17 protein-coding genes, 1 tRNA gene and 1 riboswitch are annotated in these 16,802 nt (G+C 31.8%); of the genes, 17 read left to right on the top strand and 1 reads right to left on the bottom strand.

Features of this window, described 5'->3' with window-relative positions; genetic code table 11:
• Nucleotides 1-8: 8 nt before the first annotated feature.
• The 17 genes from DES33_RS00775 (at nt 9) to metK (ending at nt 16,553) form a co-directional block, all read left to right on the top strand.
• On the top strand, nt 9-821 hold the full coding sequence (locus DES33_RS00775) for a J domain-containing protein (protein WP_094207416.1): 813 nt from the start codon (nt 9-11) through the stop codon (nt 819-821).
• Nucleotides 822-1,019: 198 nt separating this feature from the next.
• A complete protein-coding gene (locus tag DES33_RS00780) occupies nt 1,020-1,727 on the top strand; it encodes a hypothetical protein (RefSeq protein WP_110057828.1) in 708 nt (235 codons plus the stop codon).
• Between the two features lie 286 nt (nt 1,728-2,013).
• Nucleotides 2,014-2,322 carry a hypothetical protein gene (locus tag DES33_RS00785; protein ID WP_110057829.1) on the top strand — a complete coding sequence of 103 codons (309 nt, stop codon included), beginning with the start codon at nt 2,014-2,016 and terminating at the stop codon, nt 2,320-2,322.
• Nucleotides 2,323-2,324: 2 nt separating this feature from the next.
• Nucleotides 2,325-3,341 carry a V-type ATPase subunit gene (locus DES33_RS00790; RefSeq protein WP_094224951.1) on the top strand — a complete coding sequence of 339 codons (1,017 nt, stop codon included), beginning with the start codon at nt 2,325-2,327 and terminating at the stop codon, nt 3,339-3,341.
• 12 nt (nt 3,342-3,353) lie between these two features.
• On the top strand, nt 3,354-5,285 hold the full coding sequence (locus DES33_RS00795; RefSeq protein WP_110057830.1) for a V-type ATP synthase subunit I: 1,932 nt from the start codon (nt 3,354-3,356) through the stop codon (nt 5,283-5,285).
• 13 nt (nt 5,286-5,298) lie between these two features.
• Nucleotides 5,299-5,718, top strand: coding sequence for an ATP synthase subunit C (locus DES33_RS00800; RefSeq protein ID WP_094207412.1), 420 nt, complete (start codon nt 5,299-5,301; stop codon nt 5,716-5,718).
• A gap of 2 nt (nt 5,719-5,720) precedes the next feature.
• A complete protein-coding gene (locus tag DES33_RS00805; protein WP_060790370.1) occupies nt 5,721-6,029 on the top strand; it encodes a V-type ATP synthase subunit F in 309 nt (102 codons plus the stop codon).
• Nucleotides 6,030-6,037: 8 nt separating this feature from the next.
• Nucleotides 6,038-6,646, top strand: a complete 609-nt coding sequence (locus DES33_RS00810) for a V-type ATP synthase subunit E (protein ID WP_110057831.1) — start codon at nt 6,038-6,040, stop codon at nt 6,644-6,646.
• Entirely contained in the window at nt 6,639-8,405 is a 1,767-nt protein-coding gene (locus tag DES33_RS00815; protein WP_002837283.1) for a V-type ATP synthase subunit A, read from the top strand. Before DES33_RS00810 ends, DES33_RS00815 begins: the two co-directional genes overlap by 8 nt.
• An 8-nt stretch (nt 8,406-8,413) precedes the next feature.
• Nucleotides 8,414-9,790 (top strand): V-type ATP synthase subunit B, encoded by a 1,377-nt coding sequence (locus DES33_RS00820; protein WP_094208897.1) that lies wholly within the window; start codon nt 8,414-8,416, stop codon nt 9,788-9,790.
• A 4-nt stretch (nt 9,791-9,794) separates the two neighbouring features.
• Nucleotides 9,795-10,412 (top strand): V-type ATP synthase subunit D, encoded by a 618-nt coding sequence (locus tag DES33_RS00825; protein ID WP_110057832.1) that lies wholly within the window; start codon nt 9,795-9,797, stop codon nt 10,410-10,412.
• Nucleotides 10,413-10,496: 84 nt separating this feature from the next.
• Nucleotides 10,497-10,850 (top strand): hypothetical protein, encoded by a 354-nt coding sequence (locus tag DES33_RS00830; RefSeq protein WP_102163663.1) that lies wholly within the window; start codon nt 10,497-10,499, stop codon nt 10,848-10,850.
• Nucleotides 10,851-10,931: 81 nt separating this feature from the next.
• Nucleotides 10,932-12,668, top strand: coding sequence for an oligoendopeptidase F (pepF, locus tag DES33_RS00835; protein WP_110057833.1), 1,737 nt, complete (start codon nt 10,932-10,934; stop codon nt 12,666-12,668).
• A gap of 11 nt (nt 12,669-12,679) precedes the next feature.
• Nucleotides 12,680-13,051 (top strand): VOC family protein, encoded by a 372-nt coding sequence (locus tag DES33_RS00840; protein ID WP_094203941.1) that lies wholly within the window; start codon nt 12,680-12,682, stop codon nt 13,049-13,051.
• Nucleotide 13,052: 1 nt separating this feature from the next.
• On the top strand, nt 13,053-13,967 hold the full coding sequence (locus DES33_RS00845) for an ABC transporter ATP-binding protein (RefSeq protein WP_110057834.1): 915 nt from the start codon (nt 13,053-13,055) through the stop codon (nt 13,965-13,967).
• The gene (locus tag DES33_RS00850) at nt 13,967-15,175 is read left to right on the top strand and encodes an ABC transporter permease (protein ID WP_110057835.1); all 1,209 of its coding nucleotides are present in this window, start codon (nt 13,967-13,969) and stop codon (nt 15,173-15,175) included. The genes DES33_RS00845 and DES33_RS00850 overlap by 1 nt, the downstream gene beginning before the upstream one ends.
• A 57-nt stretch (nt 15,176-15,232) precedes the next feature.
• Nucleotides 15,233-15,328: riboswitch (SAM riboswitch) on the top strand.
• 46 nt (nt 15,329-15,374) lie between these two features.
• On the top strand, nt 15,375-16,553 hold the full coding sequence (gene metK, locus DES33_RS00855; RefSeq protein ID WP_102163653.1) for a methionine adenosyltransferase: 1,179 nt from the start codon (nt 15,375-15,377) through the stop codon (nt 16,551-16,553).
• 109 nt (nt 16,554-16,662) lie between these two features.
• On the opposite strand, the gene DES33_RS09615 is transcribed toward metK, so the two are convergent.
• Nucleotides 16,663-16,759 (bottom strand) — tRNA-Sec (locus DES33_RS09615).
• Between the last annotated feature and the right edge of the window lie 43 nt (nt 16,760-16,802).

The following is a 16,802-nucleotide window of genomic DNA, read 5'->3' on the forward strand; positions in this document are numbered from 1 at the left end:
GTGAATAAATGAAGAAAGCATGGGGAGGTTTCGTAAAAGGATTTGCGAAATTTTTAGATGGATTTTTCGGATTTTTAATAGCATTTATAGAAACATTGGTGAATTTAACTGTGGGATTTAGGTATGTACTAGGATCCATATTATCCTTCGGTTGTATATTTATATTGTTCTTTCCTTATATATTTTTCAAATACAAATGGATTACATTTACGGTTTTGTTCATAACGATATTTCCTATTTTGGGTAAAGGATTCGTCAATTATCTAAAATATGTAAAATATTCTATGGTTGAATTCTTACTTGGATACGGGGATTATTATCTCAATAATTCACAAACAAAATACACCTCTTATTCTGATTACAAGAAAAAATACATCTTCAACAAACAAGAAGAAGAAAGAAAAGCGCGTGAAGAACGACAAAGACGTGAACAAGAAGAATGGACTAGAAGATTTAACGAATGGTTCAATCAAAACGGATTTGGCTTCGATGATTTCGGGTATTACCAACAACAAGGTCAATACGGTGGATACAACCAAGGTTATGGTCAACAAGGATATGGATATCAAAATCAATACCAAAATCCAGTAGACGATTTTGTGAGAACTTACGAACAACATTGTGACACGTTGGGAGTTGGATACAACGCAGACAAGTACGAAATAAAATTGAACTACAGAAAACTTGCCAAGAAATATCACCCTGATATAAACAAGGCAGCTGATGCAACTGCTAAGTTCCAAGAAGTTAACAACGCATACGACTTTTTGTCCAATGAACAAAACATAGAAAGATACAATAGAATCAAAAACAAAAAATAGTTTATCGCTGGGAGAATATCTCCCAGTTTTTTATTGGGGAAACTTAAAAAAAAGTCTTGACACATTACGAGAAATGGTATAAATTAAAGTCAATACAACATAAATAATATAATCAATAATGAAGTTTAAGAAAAAACAAAATGCTCAACATTGTTATATAATTTAACAATAAAAATGAAAAAATGAAAGGAAATTAAAATGAAAAATTATAATAGTAGAGAAAAATCAACAAAAAAATTAACTATTGTTTTATGTATGGTTGTTTTTGCAATTGTGTTTAGTTCAACAGTTTATGCGGTTAAATTAGTTAATGAACAATCTAAGGTTAATGAATTAGAATTACCAGAATTAGATTCTATGAAGATTACTAAACAAATAAAAAATAGAGAAAAAAATATTAAACAACAATCTATTTCTAGAATGAATTACAAACAAATTCAAGAACAATTGGAAGTTTCCCTTTTAAATAGTGAACTTTCAAAAGACGATAGATATATGATTACAGATGTTGAAACTGACAATAAAGATTATGCGATAATCAAGTGTGATAATTATATTCTTGGAGACACATCAAACTATTCATATAATGATGAAGGATTTTATAGTTTTGATGAAGGGAAATTGTACAAATCTCCAATATCACTACAAGCAGATATAGTTTTAAGTGAAACTCAGCTTAATAATTTATGGACTACTGATTATTTAGGAATGTATAGTTTCGTAGAGCAGTTCGTTTCAGAACAAGGATATAAGGTTAATTTAATCGAAGAAAAAAATGACGGTAATCAACCACAAGATTTCGTATCTAAAAAGATAGCTGTTTTTGTAGCGGATGGAATTAGATATACATTGACAGGTAGAACAACTGTTGACAATATGAAACAAATAGTAAATTCAATGAAATAAAGTATTTGGGTGCTGCACAATAAAAAGTGCAGCATTTTTTATTGAAAAAATTTTAAAATTTCAATCACAAAAAGCAAAACTTTGTCTAAATTTTTAAAAATTTATTTTTCATTTTAGAAAAAGTAAATTAAAAATATCAAAGTTACAGCAATCAAAAAAATATAATAAAAATGTTTTCATTTATATATATAGCAATTTTTATAAAAAATTCAACAATATATCTAAAATCAATTTAGATTTAAAAAATTATATGGGTTATAATAGTTAGATGTGAGGAAGTGAGTTTATGAAAGATGTAATCAATAAAATAATTGAGATTGATAAAAAAGCACAGGATTTGGATGAAACTTTTCAAAATGATCTTGTGACTGAACAAAAAAAACAAAAAGAAGCTATAAGAGAGCTTGAAGACAAATATCAATCAGAATCTGTAACTAAACTTAATTCTGTCCATGAAGATATTATTAATAGCCAAAACAATAATATCGAAAATCAAAAGAAGAGTATTGAAGAAAAGAAAAATCACTTGAAGGAAATCTTCGATAAAAACGAGGATAAATTGGTGGATAAATTCTTCAACATTATTACGGAGTAATTATGGGATCTGCAAGATTATATAGTGCGCTTAATACTAAGATTTCTAAGATTAGCTCAGAGCTTTTGTCTGATGAAGATTTTAAGAAATTATTAGAAGCTGATACTAATAAGGATCAATATGATTATCTTTTGAAATTGGGAAAGATTGAGGGTGAATACGCAAACGAGGGCGTGAGTCAGTTTGAAAATAGTCTTAATGATAAGATGATTAGAACTGAAGAAAAGTTGAAGTATTATATGAACGGCAGATACAAGGATTTTTATAATTCTTTGTTGGAGTATTATGTCGTTGAAGATATTAAAACTTTGGCGCGTGTTATCGTTAGAAGGGAATACACCGATAGGTTGAATGATAATCTTATAGTTCTCAAGGATACAAAATTTTCTCGAATTTCTTCGTCGACTACGATTCAAGATTTTGTGGATATGTTAGATGAGCCATACAAATCTATTGTCGATAGGTACAAGGAAGAAAATCGTCACAGAATTTTGTTTTTTATTGAGATGAACTTGGATAGAAATTATTATTCAAACATTATCAAGATGAGTCAAGGTTTATCGAAACAAGATTCTAAGATTGTCCAAGATTATTATGGTGAAAAAATCGACTTATTGAATTTGGAATGGATTTATAGAGCTAACAAATATTATGAAATCAATAGCGAGATTATTTTCAACTTTACGATTTTGGGCGGTAAATTGTTCCAATTGGACGATTTGAAGAAGATTTCGTATATGGATTTTGATGAGTTAATGAAGTTTATTTCCGAAAGCAAGTATTCTTTCTTAGTTAATACCGAAAATGATATTGATTTGTACATGGATAGGAGAGTTTACAGATATCTTTATTTCAAGGCTATGGATTTGCTACATACTAATAAGTACAATATTTCGAAACTTATTGCGATTGGCGAATTACTTGAGTTTGAAAAATTTGATATTGAAAAAAGTGTGGAATCTAAGAGATTTAATTTGGATTTTGAAAAGTCCAAGTCTTATCTGATTAGAAGAGTTTAAGGAAGTGGTAAATTGAGAGCAGAAAAAATGTACATGATGAATGTAGTTGGAAATCTGAAGTATCTTGAATCCACTATAAAAGATTTGTTGGATATTGGAAGTGTCGAACTTACTGATAGTTTGAGCCAAATCGAAAACAATACTTTTATCGTTAATATCAATAGTGAAAATATCGAAAAAACTATGGAGTTTAATAATGTTACTGGTTTTGAAAACAGGGATGTTAAGGATTTGAACTCTATTGCTGACAATTTGAAGGATATTTTCAAAATTGATTTGAAAGATGAGAGATTAAAAAGAGAGTACAACGAAGATGAAATCAAAGACTTCTACGGTTCTATTAAATCTAAGGTGGACAAGATCTACGATTGTGAAAACCAAATTGATGAAAATAAAAAAGAATTGGAAGATTTGTATTTGATAGAAGATTTGGATGTATCTATTGAAAGCTTGTGTGATATGAAGTATTTCGATTATCGCTTTGGCTATTTGTCTAAGGAAAATAGATTAAAGTTGAAGAAAAACTACGATAATATCATGGCAAGTGTACTTCATTTGGCAAGTAAGAACAAAAAGGAAGTTTATGTAGCTATTTATCCAAAAGATGTGTCCATTGAAACAGACAGAATTTTGAGATCGTTGAATTGGACTGATATCAATATTAATAAAAATAGAAAAGAGGTTCCAAAAGAAATAATTTCCAAAATTGAATTGGAAAATGAAAACTTGGGAGCTGAAATCTCAAAATTAAATCAAAGCTTAAATGAGATTTACAGAGATAACAAAAGCAAAATCATTGATATGGTGATTTCTGCTAATTTGTTGATTCAATTAGAAGATGTGAAGAGTTTACTGGCAAGAAGTGAAAACTACTTTTACTTGGCAGGATGGGTTCCTGAATCAGCTAAGAGTGTTGTTCAAGAAAAATTATCTGCATACGATGATATGTTCATTAATTTCTTGGATGCAGATGACAGTGGACTAACTCCTCCCACCAAGCTCAAAAACAACAAATTTTTTAAGCCGTTTGAGCTTTTAGTTAATATGTATGGCACTCCAAATTACAAGGAAATCGACCCTACTGTATTTTTTGGGTTGACTTATATGTTGTTGTTCGGTGCTATGTTTGGGGATTTGGGACAAGGCGCTGTGATGTTTGTAGCAGGTGTCTTATTAGCGAAATTCAAAGATAAGATGATGGGCGGACTTCTTGAAAGAATTGGTGCAAGTTCCATGGTGTTTGGAATTCTTTACGGTTCTTTCTTTGGACTAGAAGGAATTATTCCGGCATTGTTTTTGAAACCATTTGAAAATATCAACAAAGTTTTGATTATAGCTATTGGACTTGGTGTCGTACTTTTACTGATAGCTTACATTTTGGGATTATGTAACAATTACATTTTCAAAGATGTGCAAGAAGGACTTTTCGGACAAGAAGGTTTGGCAGGATTTTTGCTATTCTTGTTATTCTTATTATTAGCTGCAACAGTTGCATTAGAATTGCACATTGTTTCTGTTGGAGTGATTGCGGCGTGTATGTTGATTGTGATTTTTGTCATGATTTTCAAAGTTCCATTAACACAGCTTTTGTACAAGAGACGACCTCTTCACAATGGTTTGGATGTTACAGGTTATTATGTTGAAAGTTCATTTTCAATTATTGAAACTTTGATTTCAATGTTTTCTTCAACTGTATCATTCATAAGAGTGGGTGCTTTTGCTATCAACCACGTTGGTTTGTTCTTGGCATTTACATCTATTGGTAAAATGATTGGAACTAATGCAGGTAACATAGCTATGATAATCGTAGGAAATATCGTGATTTTGGGTCTTGAAGGTTTGATTGTGTTCATTCAATCATTGAGACTTGAATATTATGAATTGTTTAGTAAATATTTTAAGGGTGATGGAATTTTGTTCCAACCAACTATAAAGAGAATTTAAAGGAGATAAATTTATGTATTTTATTTTAATTTCAACAGCAATAATAGTTTTATTGACTATAGGTTCAGGTGTTTATTTGTTATACAACAACACTGATTCATCAAAAACAAAATTAAAGAAAGCATTAAGAACTAATCTTTTTGCTATAATTCCATGTCTTGTAATGGCATTTGTATTCTTAATGCCTAACTCTGCATTTGCAGAATCTGCTGCTGGTGCAACTAATGGTCTTGGACTTTTGGCAGCTGCTTTGTCAACAGGTCTTGCAACAATTGGTACTGGTTATGCAGTAGGTGTTGTAGGCTCATCAGCATTGGGAGCTGTTAGTGAAGATCCATCATTATTAGGTAAATCATTAATTTATGTAGGATTAGCAGAAGGTATTGCAATTTACGGATTGGTTATTTCAATTCTTATTTTGCAACAATTATAATTATGAAATCCGTAATTATAAGTGCGGATAATGTTACAAATCTTGGTATGCGCCTTGCTGGAATCACAGGTTTAGTTGCGAAAAACGAAGCTGAAATGAAGAGAGCTTTTAAGGCTGCAACTATTGATGATACTTTGGGCGTTGTCATTATCACTGAAGAAGTGTTCAATACTATAAAAGATGAAGTGACAAAACACAAAGACAAGGGTAAGAAGCCGTTAGTTGTAACAATACCCGGAAGAAAAGGACTTGAAGACAAAGATTTCTTAATGAAATACATTAAGGGGTCTATAGGAATTAAGGTAGATTAGAGGTAGAAATGATTTTATTAGAAAAGAAATTAGATATTTTTAACAAAATAATCTATGCAAATAAGAAAAAAGATTATGAAAAGAAACTTCTTGAAGTAAAAAACTCTAATCAAAATGAGCTAAAAGAATACGAACAAAAATTAATTGATGAATACAATTTAAATTTGAAAAAAAGAACCAGAAAAGCTGAACAAAAATCTATCGAAAAATTGAGAACTGCTGAACAAGAAAGCAGAAGAGAGCTTTTGGTTTTAAAAGAAAATGTATTGCAAAAATTGTTTGATAATGTTACTAAAAAAATATTGGATTTTGTGAAGACTGATGAGTATAAAGAAAGATTAATCAAGAACATTGAAGAAAACTTGACTGATTTGGATTACAAGGTAGTGTTGTTGGTTTTACAAAACGATTATGATTATGTAACTAAGAATTTCAGTTCAGAAAAAGTCGAAGAAATCAAATCCATTGCGAACAATTACTTGGGTGGATTTATGATTCAAGATGTAGAAGAAACGGTGAATTTTGATTACACTTATTTGTCAAAAATGCAAGATTGCAAACATGAAATGGGTGAAGATATTCATAATCTAATGACAGGCGGTGATATCAATGAATAATGGTAAGATTTTTTCTATTAATGGTCCTGTAATAAAAGGAAGAAATATGACCGATTTCACAGCGAAAGAAATGGTGTTAATCGGTGAAAAGAAATTAATCGGAGAAGTTATCAGCCTTGAAGATGATATCGCAGTTATCCAAGTTTACGAAGAAACTGAAGGATTGAAAAAGGACGATGAAATTTATCACACTAATAAACCACTTTCATTAAAATTAGGACCTGGTTTATTGAAAAATATGTTTGATGGAATAGAAAGACCATTAAAAGAAATAAGAGATAAATTTTCAACTTTTATCCCAGAAGGTATCGGACTTATTTCCATCGACGAAGAAAAATTATGGGATGTCACTATAAAAGTTAAAAATGGTGATACAGTTACTCAAGGACAAATAATAGCAGAAGTTCCAGAAACAGAAGCTATCGTTCACAAAATTATGATTCCAGTTGGAGTTAATGGTACTGTAAAAAATGTTCTTGAAAATGGCAAATACAATATTGAGACTACTATTATGCAAGTGGAAGATGATTTTGGAAACTTAACAGATATAAAATTGTACCAAGACTGGCCAATCAGAATTCCAAGACCTTCCAAAGAAAGACTAGATGTCGATCGCTTATTGGAAACTGGTCAAAGAATTTTGGATGTGTTCTTCCCACTTGCAAAAGGTGGTACTGTAGCAATTCCTGGTGGATTTGGTACAGGAAAGACAATGACACAACACCAATTGGCAAAATACGCCGATGCAGATATTATTATTTACATTGGTTGTGGTGAACGTGGTAACGAAATGACAGAAGTATTGGAAGATTTTCCAAAACTTATCGACCCTAATAACGGGAAACCACTTATGGAACGAACTGTATTGATAGCCAATACTTCCAACATGCCAGTAGCAGCCAGAGAAGCAAGTATCTACACTGGAATTACAATGGCAGAATATTTCAGAGATATGGGATATGATGTCGCTATAATGGCGGACTCTACTTCTCGTTGGGCAGAAGCTCTTCGTGAAATTTCTGGAAGACTTGAAGAAATGCCTGCAGAAGAAGGATATCCTGCATATCTTCCATCTAGAATTGCACAGTTCTACGAAAGAGCGGGAATTGTGAAAACTTTGAACGACAACGAAGGATCAGTTACAATTATCGGAGCTGTTTCACCAGCTGGTGGAGATTTCAGTGAACCAGTTACAGAAAACACTAAGAGATTCGTAAATGTATTCTTGGGTTTGGATAAGGACTTGGCATATTCAAGACACTATCCAGCTATTAACTGGATGAGCAGTTATTCTTCTTATGTAGAAAAATTAAGAGATTATTACGAATCTAAACTTGGCGAAGATGTTGTAGATTTGAGAAATCAAATGCTTAAATTGTTATACGAAGAAGACAAATTAAAAGAAATAGTAATGCTTGTTGGTGAAGATGTTCTTCCAGACGATCAAAGATTGATTTTGGATATTTCAAATGTAATGAAGCTAGGATTTTTGCAACAAAATGCTTTTAGCAAGGTGGATACTTATGTTCCTCTTAAGAAACAAGTTGAAATGCTTAAAACTATAAAATTACTATACGAAGAAGGACACAAGGCAATCAAAGAACAAATTCCTATTTCTCAAGTAAAAAATGCAGATTTGTATTCAAAAGTTATCGCCATGAAGAACACAATTTCCAACGAAGATTTAAGTGGAATAAAAGATTTGAATGACGAAATCAAAGAGTTTTACAGCGATTTGATTAGCAAATACGAAAAGTAGGTGATTTTATGATAAAAGAATACATTAAATTAAAAAAAGTTGAAAGTTCAATTATAGAAGTTGAAAATGTAAATGAAGCATCTTTTGGTGAAGTTGTCGAAGTAAAATCATCTGCATCAGATAAATCAATGGTCGGTAAAGTTGTAAATATTAACGATGATACTGTTACTATACAAGTTTTTGGTGACAGTACAGGAATGAGTACACAAAATACTAAAGTTAGATTTTCACAAAGGCCATTTGAAATAGCTTTGTCAGAAGATATTTTGGGAAGAAAATTCAACGGAATTGGTCAACCAATAGATGATGGAGGAGATATTTACGCAGCAAAACGCTACAACGTAAATGGACGTGCCATCAACCCGGTTTCCAGAGTTTATCCTAGGGATTTTATCCAAACAGGAATTAGTTCGATAGATTGTTTGATGACTTTGATTAGAGGACAAAAACTTCCAGTATTTTCTGGATCTGGAATGAGTCACAATAGATTGGCTGCACAAATCGTTCGTCAAGCCAAAATCAAAGGCGCAAACGAAGATAACTTCGCTATTGTATTTGGAGCGATTGGTGTAAAACACGACGAAGCAAGATTTTTCGAAGATACTTTCAGACAATCCGGTGTATTGAATAATGTGTGTATGTTTGTAAATTACGCTGACGATTCAATAATGGAAAGAATTATTACTCCAAGGGCGGCACTAACTGCAGCAGAATACTTGGCTTTCGAAAAAAATTATCACGTATTGGTTATCATTACTGATTTGACAAGTTATGCAGAAGCTCTTCGTGAAGTTTCATCAAAAAGAGAAGAAGTTCCTTCCAGAAAGGGCTATCCAGGATATTTGTATTCTGATTTAGCGTCATTGTACGAAAGAGCAGGTATGATTAAAGATGCAGAAGGCTCTGTAACTTTGATTCCGATTTTGACGATGCCTAATGACGATATCACTCATCCTATTCCGGACTTAACAGGATATATTACTGAAGGACAAATTGTTTTGGAAAGAAGTTTGATGCAAAAAGACATATATCCACCAATCAATGTTCTTCCATCATTATCGAGACTTATGAAAGATGGTATTGGTGAAGGATACACAAGAGAAGATCATCCGGATGTAAGTAGCCAATTATTTTCAAGTTATTCTCACGTTCAAGAAGTCAGAGATTTGGCACAAATTATCGGAGCAGATGATTTGAGTGAAGCTGATCAAAAATATTTGAAATTTGGAGACGAATTTGAAAACAAATTTGTAAAACAAGATTATTATGAAAACAGAGAAATAGAAGAAACACTAGATCTTGCGTGGGATTTATTGAAGATATTACCAGAAAACGAATTGGACAGATTATCACCAGAAATGATAAAACAACATATGAACAGGTGATTATATGGCAGTTTATAAGATGACTCCTACAAAGGGGAATTTAATAAAAGCTAAAAAGACATTGGATTTTTCCAAAAAAGGTTACAATCTTTTGGATAAAAAAAGAACTGTCCTCATCAAAGAAATGATGGGACTAATGAAAAAAGCACAAACTCTTCAAGATTCCATCGAAAAAGAGTTCGATGAGGCTTACGAGATTTTGACAGAAGCATCCATAACAGTTGGAACTGATAGACTTGAAGAAATTTCCCATTCGATTAGTCACGAAAAAGAATTCGATATAATTTACAAATCAGTAATGGGAGTTGAAGTTCCGAATATTGTATATCCAAAATCAAAAGCCGAAGCACAATATGGTTTCTTCAGAACTAATGCCTCATTCGATAGGGCGGTTCTTGCATTCAACAAAATCAGAGAAACTATATACGAATTGGCTGAAATGGAAAATGCAGTGTATAAATTGGGTAAAGAGATTAAAAAAACTCAAAAACGTGCCAATGCATTGGATAAAATACAAATTCCAAAATACGAACAATCCATCAAAGATACTGAAGATATCTTAGCTGAAAAAGAAAGAGAAGAATTCTTCAGATTGAAGATGGTAAAAAAGAAGAAAAAATAAATTTCGGTTGGGCAGTTGATTTGCCTGACCGTTTTTTTGTTATAGTATAGATATAACAAATCAATTTAAAGGAGAGATGAGAACTTGATAAAATTTTTAGCACAATGTATTTGGTGGCAAGATATTAGAAAACCAAAGAAAATTTCTGAAAATATTTTAAGAATATTGTATATTGCATTAGAATTATTTATCAGCTGGTTATTGATAATATATTTGACAAATTTCAGCTTGAATAAAGTTGTTTATGTGATTTTGTCTGTTTATGTAGTGTTATCTTTATTGACATTCGGGGCTATTAAATCGTATGAGTTGGAAATATATGAAGACAAACCTCTTTTATCTTGGGGATTGTGGATTTTAGGATGGCCACTTTCTTTAATCGGCTTATTCTTTTTAGCTTTTAATAAAGAAAATATTTTGAAAATAACTGAAAAATAATTTTAGGGAATTCTAAAACGAATTCCTTTTTTGTTTGTGATTGATGTGTGTTTGAGGTATTATATAAATAGAGGTGATTTTATGTGTAATTGGGATTTGTCCAAGATGTATAAGGACAAGAACGCAATCGAAAAAGATATTAAATTAGTTAACGAAAATATTAATAAAATTGATGAATTGAAGAAAAATGAAAAGGATAATTTCGTAGAAATATTGGATTTACTTTTCGAAACTGACAGAGTAATGGATAATTTGTACACTTACGCTTCAATGAAAAAGGATGAAAACAGCAAGGTTTCAGATAGTGTAAAATTGGAATTGGAATTATCATCATTGTACAACAAGCTACAATCTAGATTTTCTTTTGTTGAACCATTTGTTTTATCATTAAAAGAAGATGAACAAGACAAACTTATAAAAGAAAATCCAAGTTATGAAATATTCTTCAAGAAGATTTTGAGATTTAAGGAACATACTTTATCTGCAGAAGAAGAAAACATTATTTCTCTTATGAGTGAAGCTATGTCAAGCCCACACAATGATTTCTACAGTTTGCAAAACACAGATATGGAATTTCCATATGTAGAATCAATCGATGAAAAGCTTACAAATGCAAATTTTGTTCCACTATTATCTAAGCTTCCACGTGAACAAAGAAAAGAAGTTTTTGAAAAATATTACGATGAATTAGCGAAGTACAACAATACTTTTGGCTCTACTTTGTATGCAAATATCAAAAACTTGGTTATACTATCTAAAATCAAAAAATACGACAGTGCAAGACAAATGGAATTGTTCAACGACGATGTTGAAGAAGTTGTGTACGATAATTTGATCGACATTGTGCACGAATATTTGCCATACATGTACAAATACTACAAGGCAAGAACAAAATTGTTAGGATTAGATGAGCACCACATGTACGATGTTTATGTTCCATCTACAAAAGGTTTTGACCGTGAAATCCCATTTGAAGAAGCTAAGAAAATGGTGATTGAAGCTGTAAAACCAATGGGAGAAGAATATCAATCTATTATGAAGAAAGCTTTTGATGAAAACTGGATTGATGTTTATCCAAAAGATGGTAAGAAACCAGGCGCTTACAGTTGGGGATCATACGATTCTTATCCATACATTTTATTAAACTACACAAATGATGTGGATTCTGTGTTCACTTTGATTCACGAATTGGGTCATTCAATTCATTCATATTATTCAAGAGCTAACAATGAGTTCAAATATGCAGGCTATACTATATTTGTTGCAGAAGTTGCAAGTACTTGTAACGAAATGTTGTTGTTGGATTATATGATTAAAAACGCTAAGAATGACGATGAAAAACTATACTTGTTAGATCATCACATCAACTCATTCAAATCAACAATTTTCAGACAAACTATGTTTGCAGAATTTGAACGAGAAACTCACAAATTAGTTGAAGAAGAAAAGGCATTAACTGGAGAAGATTTCAACGAAATCTACCTTAACTTAAACAAAAAATACTTCGGAGATAGTGTTGTATCAGATGATTTGATTAAGTACGAATGGTCAAGAATCCCTCATTTCTACACTAACTTCTATGTGTATAAGTATGCTACAGGTCTTAGTTCATCATCAATCTTGTCACAAAAGATTTTATCGGGAAATGAGCAAGATTTGGAAAACTACAAGAATTTCTTAAAAGATGGTAACAAAAACTATCCTCTAGTACAACTTAAAAACGCTGGAGCAAACATCCAAGATAAAGAAGTTTTGAGAACTGCTTTTGAAGTTTTTAAAGAAAAAGTATTAGAATTTGAAAAAATTGTCAATAAATAGGGGAGAAATTCATGAAATATAAATCATTACACACATGTATCAGAGTAACTAACTTAGAGAAATCAATCGAGTTTTATGAAAAAGCTTTAGGTATGGAAGTTACTAGCAAAAAAGATTTCCCTGAAGATGAGTTCACACTTGTGTATATGACAAGCGATCACGACTACGAAATTGAATTGACTTATAATTACGGAAAAACAGATTATACTCATGGAGATTTCTACGGTCACATGGCTTTTGAAGTTGAAGATTTGAAAAAATCACACGAATATCACAAATCTTTAGGTTATGAAGTTGATGAATTAGGTGGACTTGAAGGTGTTGCAAAATTTTATTTCATGAAGGATCCAGATGGATTTAACATCGAAATAATTGGTAAATAGTATGAATCTTGAGTTAAAACATGTGAACAAATCTTTTGGAGATAACAAAGTTTTAACCGATATTTCATTTAAAGTTGAAAGCGGACGTGCTTTTGGGTTTTTGGGTAGAAATGGAGCCGGAAAAACTACAACTATGAGAATCATTACGGATGTTTTGAGTGCTGATAGTGGACAAGTTTTGATTAACGGCTCTCCCATTAATTATAATGAAGTTAATATCGGATATCTTCCAGAAGAAAGAGGGTTGTATTCCAACGAAAAAGTGTTTACACAATTGTATTATTTTGCCAGACTCAAAGGTACAGATAGAAGAAGTGCTCTTCAAAATGTAAGATATTGGTTGGATAGGTTTGATTTGGCAAAATACAAGAACAGAAAATTGTCCACTTTATCCAAAGGTTTAAGGCAAAAAGTTCAAATCATTTCTGCTCTTTTAAATGATCCAGATATTTTGGTTCTTGATGAGCCGTTTTCTGGACTTGATCCAATCAATGCCCACGAACTAAAATTGGCTGTTGGAGAATTTATACAGAATCAAAAAATAGTTATATTCTCCAGCCATTTGATGAGTTATGTAGAAGAATTTTGCAGAGATATATGCGTTATTGAAGAAGGTAGAGTTATTTTGAATGGGGATTTGAATGAAATCAAAACTTCTATGGCTGAGAAGAAAATGCTACTTAATGCAAACAACATGGGAATTTGGGAATTAAAAGAACTGTTAGAAGCAGAAAAATTGATTTATCCAGATGCGGTTGTCAGAGAGTTCAAACTTTTGGTTAGACTTACTGAAAATGTAACAAAAGAAGATATATTGGAATTCATGATGCTCAATCAGATTGACATCAATTGTTTTAGCCAATATGAACCAAGTCTTCAAGATGTGTTCGTGTCAAAGGTTGGTGTTACGGAATAATGAAAAAATTCAGTAGAGTATTTAATTTTGAATTCAACTCCATAATCAGACACAATTCTTACTTGATTGCGACACTGGTGATTACGGTATTGGTATTTGCTTTGTCTTTTTTGCCAAGATTTATGCCATCTATTTTTAATAACGCCAATGCAGGGGCAAACAAAAACGCAACCGTTGATATTAATGCACTCACATTTAAAAACACATGCATTTATTCATCTAATAAGGATATTGATGTTGAATATTTGAAGACTATAATGGGTTTGGATAGCAAAGATGTGCTTACATCTGAGGCTGATGTAAAAAAATCTGTAGAAAATGGTGAATACAATATAGGATTTGTAGTAGAAACTCCAACAAAGTTCAATTCTTATATCAAAAACAAAGAATTTATGGACGATCATTCCGAAAGGTTCACAAGGACTTTGGAAAAGTATAATTACGACAAAAGTTTAATTAATAATGGAGTAGATCCTGGAATAATTGAGAAAAATTCAAAAGCGGAGATTAATTTTACAGAAAAAGTTTTGAATAAAGACAGGTCGCATTCATTTGTGTTTTCCATTGTTTTTGTTATTCTTTTCGATTTGATGATACTATTTTATGGAAGCGTTATGAGTAACAATATTTCAAGAGAAAAGAAGGACAAGACAATTGAAGTGCTCTTATCATCTGCAAAGCCAAGTGTGTTTGTATTTGGTAAACTTTTAAGTTCAGCAGTTTTGGGAATAATCCAATACTTTATATTTATTATTGCGGGAATAATCGGAATATTTGTCAATAAAAACTATTATCCAGAAGGCATATGGACGTTTTTCACAAATACTTTGAGTCTAAAATTCTTGTTGACTATACTTTTGTTTGTAGTGTTTGGATTTGTTTTGTATTTGATATTGTTCCAAATTCTTGGCCTTGCTGTAAAAAGAGCGGAAGAAGTTAATTTCCTAATAGTTCCAATATTTTTGGTACTCGTTGGATTATTCTTTGTAATAATCAATTCATTAGGAAAAGACAGCGATATTTTGATTAAAATATTATCGTTTGTGCCTTTTTCATCTGCAACCTTGATGCCAGTTAGATTTTTATTGAATGATGTGAAGTTATTGGAAATAGGAATATCATTTGGATTGATGCTTGTAGTGATAGTTTTGTTGTTAATAAAAGCAATAAAAATGTATCGAAAAAGCGCAATGGAAAATATCGATTAAAACACTTGACAGAATATGCAAATAGTGTTAGTGTTATATTGTAACAATTAGATAATTATCTTATTAAGAGTAGTGGAGGGAATGGGCCCTATGAAACTCGGCAACCTATTAAATTAGGTGCTAAATCCCACAGGAAATCCTGAAAGATAAGTTTACACATCCTTACCTTTTCAGGTGAGGATTTTTTTATGGAGGTATTATGAAAAACATATTTTTAACATCTGAATCAGTAACAGAAGGTCACCCAGACAAAGTTTGTGACCAAATTTCAGATGCAATATTAGATGCAATAATTAAAGAAGACAAAGATGCAAGGGTTGCTTGTGAAACTTGTTCAACAACAGGACTTGTTATGGTAATGGGAGAAATCACTACAACAAGTTATGTAGACATCAGATCAATAGTTAGAAAAACTTTGGCTGAAATTGGCTATGATAATGCAGATTATGGTATTGATGCAAGAACTTGCGCAATCATCACTTCATTAGAAGAACAATCTACAGATATCGCACAAGGCGTTGATGAATCTGAAGAATACAAGGGCAACAAATCAGACGAATACGATAGATACGGTGCAGGAGACCAAGGAATGGTATTTGGTTATGCAACTAATGAAACAGAATCAGGATTGCCATTGCCATTGGAATTATCACACAAATTAGCTAGAAGACTTGCTACTGTAAGAAAAGAAAAAATCTTGAATTATTTGAGACCAGATGGCAAAACACAAGTAACTGTTGAATACGAAAATGACGCTCCAAAAAGAATTGAAGCTATAGTAGTTTCAACACAACACGATCCAGATGTTGATTACGAACAATTAAAAGAAGACATCAAAAGAGAAGTTATCTTGAAAATCGTAGATGAATCTATGATTGATGAAAACACAAAATTCTTCATCAACCCAACAGGAAAATTCGTAATTGGGGGACCAATGGGAGATGCTGGACTTACAGGAAGAAAAATAATAGTAGACACTTACGGTGGATTCTGTAATCACGGAGGTGGAGCATTCAGTGGAAAAGACCCTACAAAAACTGATAGGTCAGCAGCATATTTTGCAAGATATATTGCAAAAAATGTCGTAGCAGCTGGACTTTGCGACAAATGTGAAGTAGGTTTCTCTTATGCAATCGGAGTTGCAAAACCAATCAGTATGTTCATCAATACATTTGGAACGAATAAAATCGAAGAAGAAAAAATTATTGAAGCAATAAATGAAAACTTTGATGCAAGACCAAAAGCAATAATCGACAAATTGGATTTACAAAGACCTATTTACAGAGATGTTGCAAGCTACGGACATTTTGGACGTAATGATTTGGATTTATCATGGGAAAAATGTGACAAAGCTGAAGCTTTGAAGAAATATTTATAAAATAAAAATCAGTGAATGTTGAAATATTTTAACATTCACTGATTTTTTTAGTACTTTTTTAGTACTCCAAAAAAAATAGATAGCTAATTTTAGCTATCTAGAGTATGTATGGCGGGAAATGGTAGGAATCGAACCTACCCGGGCAGCTCCTAACTACCTGAGACGGTTTTGAAGACCGCAGGGCACACCAGCACCCATCAATTCCCAAATACCTTAATATTATACCAAAAACAAAGTTAATTTACAAAT

The organism is Finegoldia magna, assembly GCF_003182075.1.
GTDB lineage: Bacteria > Bacillota > Clostridia > Tissierellales > Peptoniphilaceae > Finegoldia > Finegoldia magna.